Raw genomic sequence first — 7,746 nt, 5'->3', positions numbered from 1 at the left:
CGCGGAGCCGGTGCGCATCCCGCCCGCCGCCCGCCCGCTGTACCACACGGCGCTGGTGCACGGCGCGAACCACCTGGTCACGCTGGTCGGTGAGAGCGCCGAACTGTTACGCGACGCCGGCGTCGGCGACCCGGCGCGGCTGCTCGGACCGCTGCTGTCCGCCGCACTGGACAACGCGCTGCGCCACGGCGACCGGGCGCTCACCGGCCCGGTGGCCCGGGGTGACGCCGGCACCGTCCGCGCGCACCTTTCGGTGCTGACCAAGCACGCGCCGCAGATGCTGCCGGCCTACCGCGCGCTGGCCGCCCGCACCGCCCGCCGGGCCCAGGACGCCGGGCTGCTGCGGCCCGACCTCGCCCCGGACGTGCTCGACGCGATCGAGGGGCAGGAGGACCAGCCATGACCGCCCAGTTCACCCGCGGGAAGCTGCATGTCCACAGTGGACCGGACGAGGTGGCGAAGCTGACCAGGGCGCTGCGCGCGGTCGGCCGCAAGGTCGCCCTGGTGCCCACGATGGGCGCGCTGCACGCCGGGCACCGGGATCTCCTGCGCCGGGCCGGCCGGATCCAGAACACCGTGGTGGTCGCGTCGATCTTCGTCAACCCGCTGCAGTTCGGGCCGAACGAGGACTTCGACCGCTATCCCCGGCCGCTGGAGGCCGACCTCGACGTGTGCGCGCAGGAACGCGTGGAGGTGGTGTTCACCCCGGAGCGCGCGGCGATGTACCCGCCGGGCGCCCAGGTGACGGTGCATCCCGGTCCGCTCGGCGACGAGCTCGAGGGCGCGGCGCGGCCCGGGCACTTCGCCGGGGTGCTCACCGTGGTGGCCAAGCTGCTCAACATCGTCCGGCCGGACTTCGCCTTCTTCGGCGAGAAGGACTACCAGCAGCTGGTGCTCATCCGGCGGATGGTGGCCGACCTGGACATGGACACCCGGGTGATCGGGGTGCCGACGGTGCGCGAGCCGGACGGGCTGGCGCTGTCCTCCCGCAACGCCTACCTGGACCCGGCGCAGCGGCAGGCGGCGACCGCGCTGTCCGCCGCGCTGTCCGCCGGGGCGCACGCCGGCACGGGCGGCGCCGCCGCGGTCCTCGACGAGGCCGGCGCCGTGCTCGCCGCGTCCTCCGGGATCGACGTCGACTATCTGGAGCTGCGCGACCCGAACCTGGGCCCGGCGCCCGAACACGGCGAGGCGCGGTTGCTGGTGGCCGCGCGGGTCGGCACCACCCGGCTGATCGACAATGTCCCGGTGCTGCTCGGCGCATAAGGAGGGTCACCATGCTCCGCACCATGCTCAAGTCCAAGATTCACCGGGCCACGGTCACCCGGGCCGATCTGCACTACGTCGGCTCGCTCACGGTCGACGCGGACCTGCTGGACGCGGCGGACCTGCTGCCGGGCGAGCAGGTCGCGGTCGTCGACGTGACCAACGGGGCCCGGCTGGAGACCTATGTGATCCCGGGCGAGCGGGGCAGCGGCGTGCTCGGCGTCAACGGCGCGGCCGCGCACCTGGTGCACCCGGGCGACCTGGTGATCGTGATCTCCTACGGCCTGATGGACTCGGCCGAGGCGGCCGCGCACCGGCCCAAGGTGATCTTCGTCGACGCGGACAACCGGATCGTCTCCGCCGGTTCCGACCCGGCGCACGCCCCGGCCGGGTCCGGGCTGGGCAGCGACGCGGCGCCGGAGCTACCGGCGGCGGAGACGGCCGACGCCGCCCGGCTGGACGCGTTGCTGTCCACCGAGAGCTGACCGCGTGCTGCTCACCATCGACGTCGGCAACACCAACATCGCCCTCGGCCTGTACTCCGGCCAGGGCGAGCGGGCCACCCTGGTCCAGGACTGGCGGATGCGCACCGACGCCCGGATCACCGCCGACGAGCTCGCGCTGACCATGCGCGGTCTGCTCGGCGCGCACGCCGACGAGGTGACCGGGGTGGCCGCGCTGTCCACGGTGCCCGCGGTGCTGCGGGAGCTGCGGGTGATGCTGGGCCGCTACTACGAGTCGGTGCCGCGGGTGATCGTCGAGCCCGGGGTGCGCACCGGGGTTCCGCTGCTGGTGGACAACCCGCGCGAGGTCGGCGCGGACCGGGTGATCAACACGCTGGCCGCGCACCACCTGTACTCGACCGCGTGCGTCGTGGTCGACTTCGGCACCTCCACGAACATCGACGTGATGTCGGCGAAGGGCGAGTTCCTCGGCGGGGTCTTCGCGCCGGGCATCGAGATCTCGGTGGACGCGCTGGCCGCCCGGGCGGCCGCGCTGCGCAAGGTGGAGCTGGTCCGGCCGCGCTCGGTGATCGGCAAGAACACGGTGGAGTGCCTGCAGTCCGGCATCATCTACGGGTTCGCCGGCCAGGTGGACGGGCTGGTCCGGCGGATCACCGACGAGCTGGCCCGGACCATGCACGCCGGCCCGGTGACCGTGATCGCCACCGGCGGCCTGGCCCCGCTGGTGATCGACGAGTCGCAGACCATCGCGCACCACCGGCCGGACCTCACCCTGCTCGGCCTGCGCCTGGTGTTCGAGCGCAACGCCCGCTAGCGCCGCCGCGCACGCTGCACCACGGTCCGCAGCGGCAGGTCGAACTCGCCGCCTGCGATCTCCGGGCGGGACTCGAGGAAGCCCCGCACCCGGTCCAGGACCGCCTTGCGCTCCGGTTCCGGGAGCACCGCGGCGTGGGAGTAGGTGGCGATGGTCGCGGTCAGCGACTCGGCGGTGCGCCGGTGGGCATGGTCGAAGTGGGCGACCTCGAACGGCTCGAACTCCCCGAAGTCCGGCATCCCCGACTCGTGCGGCCAGGGGTCGCCGTGGGTCTCCTGGCGTACCCGGTTGAGCTCGGCGACCCACTCCACCCGGAGGTCCTCGGTGTTCCACAGCGCGGCGACCACGCCGCCGGGCCGCAGCACCCGGGCGCACTCCGGGAAGGCCCGGGCCAGGTCGAACCAGTGGAACGCCTGCCCGCCGAGCACCGCGTCCACCGAGGCGTCCGGCAGCGGGATCCGCTCGGCGGTGCCGTCCAGCGCCGGCACGCCGGGATGCTGCCGGGCGAACTCTGCGCGCATGCCGGGGTTGGGCTCGACGGCGGTCACCTCCAGCCCGAGCGTGACCAGCCCGCCGGTGAGCTTGCCGGTGCCGGCGGCGAGGTCGAGCACCTGCCGCACCGGCCGGGTCGCACCGGCTAGCGCCCACCGGATGGCCTCGGCCGGGTAGTCGGGCCGATGCTGGGCGTACGCGGCGGCGTTGGGTCCGAACGTGGCTCGCCGGGCGGCCAGCGTGTCATCGTCCATGCCCCCAAACCTAGGTCAATACCCGTTGGCCAGGCCTTCAGCGCTCTCCGTAGGCTGGAATCCATGACCGAAGAGCTCCCCGAGAACGCCCCCGACGATCTTCCCGAGCAGATCCGGGTCCGTCGGGACAAGCGCGACCGGCTGCTGGCCTCGGGGGTCGAGCCCTATCCGGTCGAACTGCCCAGGACGCATTCCCTCGGCGAGGTCCGCGCCGCCCATTCCGATCTCCCGCCGGACACGTTCACCGGCGACGTCGTCGGGGTCGCCGGGCGGGTGATGTTCCTGCGCAACACCGGCAAGCTGTGCTTCGCGACGCTGCGCGAGGGCGACGGCACCGAACTGCAGGCGATGCTCAGCCTGGACCGGGTCGGCCCGGACGCGCTTTCGGAGTGGAAGTCCCTGGTCGATCTCGGCGACCACGTATTTGTCCGGGGCGAGGTCATCACGTCCAAGCGGGGGGAACTGTCGGTTCTTGCCAGTGAGTGGCAATTGGCGGCGAAGGCATTGCGGCCGTTGCCGGTCGCGCACAAGGACCTGTCCGAGGAAACCCGCATTCGGCAGCGCTATGTCGATCTCATCATGCGGCCGCAGGCGCGAACGGTGGCCCGGATACGCGCTGGAGTTGTGCGCTCACTGCGGGACAGTTTTCACAGTCGGGGATTCACCGAGGTGGAGACCCCGATGTTGCAGACCATGCACGGCGGTGCCACCGCGCGGCCGTTCGTGACCAACTCCAACGCGCTGGACATGGACCTGTACCTGCGGATCGCGCCGGAGTTGTTCCTCAAGCGGTGCGTGGTCGGCGGTATCGAGAAGGTCTTCGAGATCAACCGGAACTTTCGCAACGAGGGGATGGATTCCTCGCATTCGCCGGAGTTCGCGATGCTCGAGTACTACGCCGCCTACGAGACCTACGACAGCATGGCGGTGTTGACCCGGGAGTTGGTGCAGGAAGCCGCGGACGCCGTTTTCGGCACCCAGGTGGTCACGTTGGCGGACGGATCGCCTTACGACCTTTCGGGGGAATGGTCTGCGCTGACCATGTACGGATCGCTCTCGGCGGCGCTCGGCGAGGAGATCACCCCGGACACATCGGTGGAGTTGTTGCGCAAGCACGCACACGCGCATGGCATCGAGGTGGACCCGAAGCGCGGCGGACACGGAAAGCTCATCGAGGAACTGTGGGAGCACTTGGTGGGCAAGGGTCTGTCGGCTCCGACATTCGTGCGGGATTTCCCGGTGGAGACCGCTCCGCTGACCAGGGCGCACCGCAGCCAGCCGGGAGTGACGGAAAAGTGGGATCTCTACGTTCGGGGTTTCGAGCTGGCCACCGGCTACTCCGAGCTGGTCGATCCAGTTGTGCAACGCGCCAGGTTGGAGGACCAGGCGAAGTTGGCTTCGGCGGGTGATGACGAGGCCATGCGGCTTGATGAGGACTTTCTGCGAGCCATGGAGTACGGAATGCCGCCGGCCGGCGGTGTGGGAATGGGGATCGATCGCTTGCTGATGGCGCTCACCGGCCTCGGCATCCGGGAGACGATCCTGTTCCCGCTGGTGCGGCCGGAATGATCCGGCGCACGCTCGGCTGAGCCAGACAATAACTCCACGATTTGCGCTAACCTGGTCGGTAGGAGTATTTGTATTGTGTGCCGATGCGGCCGCAATCCCCGTGTGAGCTTGCCGAAGGAGGACGTTCATGGCGCAGAAGGTGACCGTCACACTGGTAGACGACTTGGACGGTAGCGAGGCCGAGGAGACTGTTGAGTTCGGTTTGGATGGGGCGTCATACCAGATCGACTTGTCCGAAGACAATGCCGAGCGTCTGCGTGACGCACTCGCGGAGTATGTGGATCACGCGCGCCGTTCCGGTGGCCGTAAGCGCGCGAACAGCCGTCCGGTCGGCCGCCCGGCCCGCACCGCCACCGCCGATCGCGAGCAGAACCAGGCAATTCGGCAGTGGGCGCGCAAGCAGGGCATGAAGGTCTCCGACCGGGGCCGAATCCCGTCGGACGTTATCGATGCCTACAACTCGCAGGCCTGATCGGTAGCTCGTATGAGGGGGCCTTGCCGGCTGGGCAACCGGCACCCCCTCGGGGCAGCTGGGGGTTCTCAACGCGGAATTACTTCGGCAATGGCACCGGGGCGCGACCAATCACACACGCTAAGCCAAACCGCGACGCACAGTGTCGCCACTCCGGCGGCGGCCATGGCGGACCCGATCGGTATTAGTTCGGCCAACCCCCCGAAGACCAGTGGGCCCAAACCCTGGAGTGTCATCAGGCCGGTCGACATCAGGGCGAACGACTGCCCGCGGGCGTCTTCCGGGACGGCTTCCAGGAATCGGCCCTGCAGGCCGATGCTGTAGGCGAAACCGCATCCGGTGAGAAAGAGCAGGACGCCGCCGAGTGCCGGTCCGATATCGAAAAAGAACCCAACCAGGGGCATACCGAGTAACCCGATCAGCGGAACGGTCAGACGTTCCCGGGTGGCGGGTCGCAGCAGCCGGGCCACGGCGAGGTCGCTCACGATCATTCCGACCGGAACGCAAGCAAGCATGAACCCGGCCGAGCCGGCCGGGTGGCGCATGATCTCGGCGTAGGGCACGAGCAGTGCTTCCCCGCCGGTGACGCACGCCGGCGGCAGCCAGAAGGTGAGCAGCATCCGCCGAACCGTGCGGTCGGCAAGCAGTTGCCTGCTGCCCCGCCAGCTACGGCTGATCAGCGCCTGCTCGCCGGGGCGGCCCGGCGCGGGCCGGTCGGGCAGCAGCAGCCAGGTCGCCGCCGCGACCGCCAGGTGGGTCACCGCGCAGACCAGCAGGGCGTGCCGCGGTCCGAGCGCGGCCACCGCGATGCCGCCGGCGGCCAGCCCGACCAACTGCGCCACCGCGCTGGAGGCCTGGAACAGCGAGCGGCCGACAACGTAGGCGTCGCCGGTGAGCACCTCGGCGATCAGCCGTCCGGAGGAGCCGTGGAACACCGGCGTCACGCAGGCGACCGCGCCCAGGATGGTCAGGCTCGCCCAGACCGGAAGCGGCACCAGGGCCAGGGTCGCGGCGGCCAGGGCCTCGGCCGCGTAGCCGGCCGTGATCAGGATTCGGGGCCGGACCAGGTCGGGCAGCGCGCCGAGCAGCACCCCGCCGACCGCCTGCGGCAGGAAGCCGATGCCGAAGGCGACCGCGGCCAGCACCGCCGAACCGGTGCTGGCGAAGATCAGCACGGACAGCGCCACGATGCGCAGCGTGTCCGTGGCGATCGCCACCGCGCGCCCGAAGAAGATCAGCCGAAACACCGGTTGGGCCAGCACTTCGCGGAAGGTCGTCCGGGTTTCGGTCATGATCCCGAGTTTCGCCGGGCGTGCCGCGGCGGACCAAAGTTACGTCCCTGCCCGTAAGGTCGGAGCATGTTCCGGTTCCGGACCAGCACGGCGGACCTGGTGAACAGCCGGTTCGCCACCGCGCCGCTGCTCGAGCTCAACCAGTTGCTGCGCAAGCTGTCCGGCCAGGACGCGTCGCTGCCCCGGGAGTGGTCGGCCCGGCTGCGGCCGGTCTTCCGGCGGCTGCGCGCGGAGACCGAGCTGCCGGCCGCGCTCGCGTTGCAGTCCCGCAACTGGGGCGCCGCGTTCGTCGCGCCGCCGCCGCAGAGCCTGGCCCAGACCGTCGAGCTGGATCTGGCCGCGGTCCGGTCCACCCCGCTGGCCCAGGCGCGCAAGGAGATCACCGACTGCCTGGCCGCCCAGCCCACCGACGACCCGGCCGTGCTGGCCGTGTTGCACAGTCCACGGGTGGTGGAGCGGCTGGCCACGGCGCTGGAGACCGCCTGGCACGCGCTGCTGGCCGCGGACTGGTTGCAGCTGCGGGCGATCTGCGAGCGGGACATCGTGCACCGGGCGGGCCTGCTCAGCCGGGCCGGCTGGGCGGCGGCGATCGACGGGCTGGACCGGCGGCTGCGCTGGCGGGACGACGCCATCGAGATCGACTGGCGGCACCGGGACGAGACCGTCGAGCTGGGCGGCGGCGGTCTGCTGCTGGTGCCCTCGGTGTTCATCTGGCCGCACGTCGCCGCCTACGCCGACCCGCCGTGGCCGCGGGCGCTGATCTACCCGGCGCGGGGTATCGCCGGGCTCTGGGAGCCGGCCCCGACCACCGACCCCGGCGCGCTGGCCGACCTCATCGGGCGCTCCCGCGCCCGGCTGCTCACGGCGCTGGCCAGCCCGGCCAGCACCACCCAACTGGCCCGCAGCCTGGGGCTGGCGCCCGGCGCCGTCGGTGATCACCTGGCCGTCCTGCTCCGGGCCGGCCTGGTGCACCGGGCCCGATCCGGCCGCTCGGTCCTCTACCAGCGCACACCGCTCTGCGACACCTTGGCCGCGGGTGCGGCGGACTGAGCACGCGAAGCGGTCAGCTCAAATCTCGGGAGCACAGGCGGGGGCAGGTCTCGCACAGGCCCTGGCCGTTCTT

Annotated in this window: 9 protein-coding genes; 7 read left to right on the top strand and 2 right to left on the bottom strand. The window is 71.2% G+C overall.

All coding sequences use genetic code 11. From position 1 onward, the window contains the following. From VFO68_RS20070 to VFO68_RS20055, 4 genes are all read left to right on the top strand, one after another. Window positions 1–403, top strand: a 403-nt coding sequence (locus VFO68_RS20070; protein ID WP_325159868.1) for a DUF2520 domain-containing protein, incomplete at its 5' end; no start/stop codon positions are given. Continuing rightward, entirely contained in the window at window positions 400–1,266 is an 867-nt protein-coding gene (gene panC, locus VFO68_RS20065; RefSeq protein WP_325159867.1) for a pantoate--beta-alanine ligase, read from the top strand. The genes VFO68_RS20070 and panC, both read left to right, overlap by 4 nt. Window positions 1,267–1,277: 11 nt before the next feature. Further along, window positions 1,278–1,751 carry an aspartate 1-decarboxylase gene (panD, locus tag VFO68_RS20060; protein ID WP_325159866.1) on the top strand — a complete coding sequence of 158 codons (474 nt, stop codon included), beginning with the start codon at window positions 1,278–1,280 and terminating at the stop codon, window positions 1,749–1,751. Between the two features lie 4 nt (window positions 1,752–1,755). Beyond that, entirely contained in the window at window positions 1,756–2,544 is a 789-nt protein-coding gene (locus tag VFO68_RS20055) for a type III pantothenate kinase (protein ID WP_325159865.1), read from the top strand. On the opposite strand, the gene VFO68_RS20050 is transcribed toward VFO68_RS20055, so the two are convergent. Beyond that, on the bottom strand, window positions 2,541–3,290 hold the full coding sequence (locus tag VFO68_RS20050) for a class I SAM-dependent methyltransferase (protein WP_325159864.1): 750 nt from the start codon (window positions 3,288–3,290) through the stop codon (window positions 2,541–2,543). The genes VFO68_RS20055 and VFO68_RS20050 overlap by 4 nt on opposite strands. Window positions 3,291–3,353: 63 nt before the next feature. Between VFO68_RS20050 and lysS the strand changes: the two genes are divergently transcribed. Together lysS and VFO68_RS20040 are read left to right on the top strand one after the other, a co-directional pair. After that, entirely contained in the window at window positions 3,354–4,859 is a 1,506-nt protein-coding gene (gene lysS / locus VFO68_RS20045) for a lysine--tRNA ligase (RefSeq protein ID WP_325159869.1), read from the top strand. Window positions 4,860–4,986: 127 nt separating this feature from the next. Continuing rightward, entirely contained in the window at window positions 4,987–5,331 is a 345-nt protein-coding gene (locus VFO68_RS20040) for an Lsr2 family protein (RefSeq protein ID WP_325159863.1), read from the top strand. Between the two features lie 68 nt (window positions 5,332–5,399). On the opposite strand, the gene VFO68_RS20035 is transcribed toward VFO68_RS20040, so the two are convergent. Then, entirely contained in the window at window positions 5,400–6,623 is a 1,224-nt protein-coding gene (locus VFO68_RS20035) for an MFS transporter (protein ID WP_325159862.1), read from the bottom strand. Window positions 6,624–6,689: 66 nt separating this feature from the next. Here VFO68_RS20035 and VFO68_RS20030 point away from each other — a divergent pair, with 66 nt between their 5' ends. Continuing rightward, window positions 6,690–7,673 (top strand): winged helix-turn-helix domain-containing protein, encoded by a 984-nt coding sequence (locus VFO68_RS20030; protein WP_325159861.1) that lies wholly within the window; start codon window positions 6,690–6,692, stop codon window positions 7,671–7,673. Window positions 7,674–7,746: the final 73 nt, after the last annotated feature.

The organism is Actinophytocola sp. (assembly GCF_035712165.1).
In the GTDB taxonomy this organism is placed as follows: domain Bacteria; phylum Actinomycetota; class Actinomycetes; order Mycobacteriales; family Pseudonocardiaceae; genus DASYTH01.
The sequence above is the reverse complement of the archived record's forward strand: the minus strand, read 5'-3'. Positions and strand labels throughout refer to the sequence as shown.

Bases quoted from the DNA above. Each gene is read 5' to 3' on its own strand.
- panC (WP_325159867.1), top strand. From the start codon at position 400: ATGACCGCCCAGTTCACCCGCGGGAAGCTGCATGTCCACAGTGGACCG.
- panD (WP_325159866.1), top strand. From the start codon at position 1,278: ATGCTCCGCACCATGCTCAAGTCCAAGATTCACCGGGCCACGGTCACC.
- VFO68_RS20050 (WP_325159864.1), bottom strand. From the start codon at position 3,290: ATGGACGATGACACGCTGGCCGCCCGGCGAGCCACGTTCGGACCCAAC.
- lysS (WP_325159869.1), top strand. From the start codon at position 3,354: ATGACCGAAGAGCTCCCCGAGAACGCCCCCGACGATCTTCCCGAGCAG.
- VFO68_RS20040 (WP_325159863.1), top strand. From the start codon at position 4,987: ATGGCGCAGAAGGTGACCGTCACACTGGTAGACGACTTGGACGGTAGC.
- VFO68_RS20035 (WP_325159862.1), bottom strand. From the start codon at position 6,623: ATGACCGAAACCCGGACGACCTTCCGCGAAGTGCTGGCCCAACCGGTG.
- VFO68_RS20030 (WP_325159861.1), top strand. From the start codon at position 6,690: ATGTTCCGGTTCCGGACCAGCACGGCGGACCTGGTGAACAGCCGGTTC.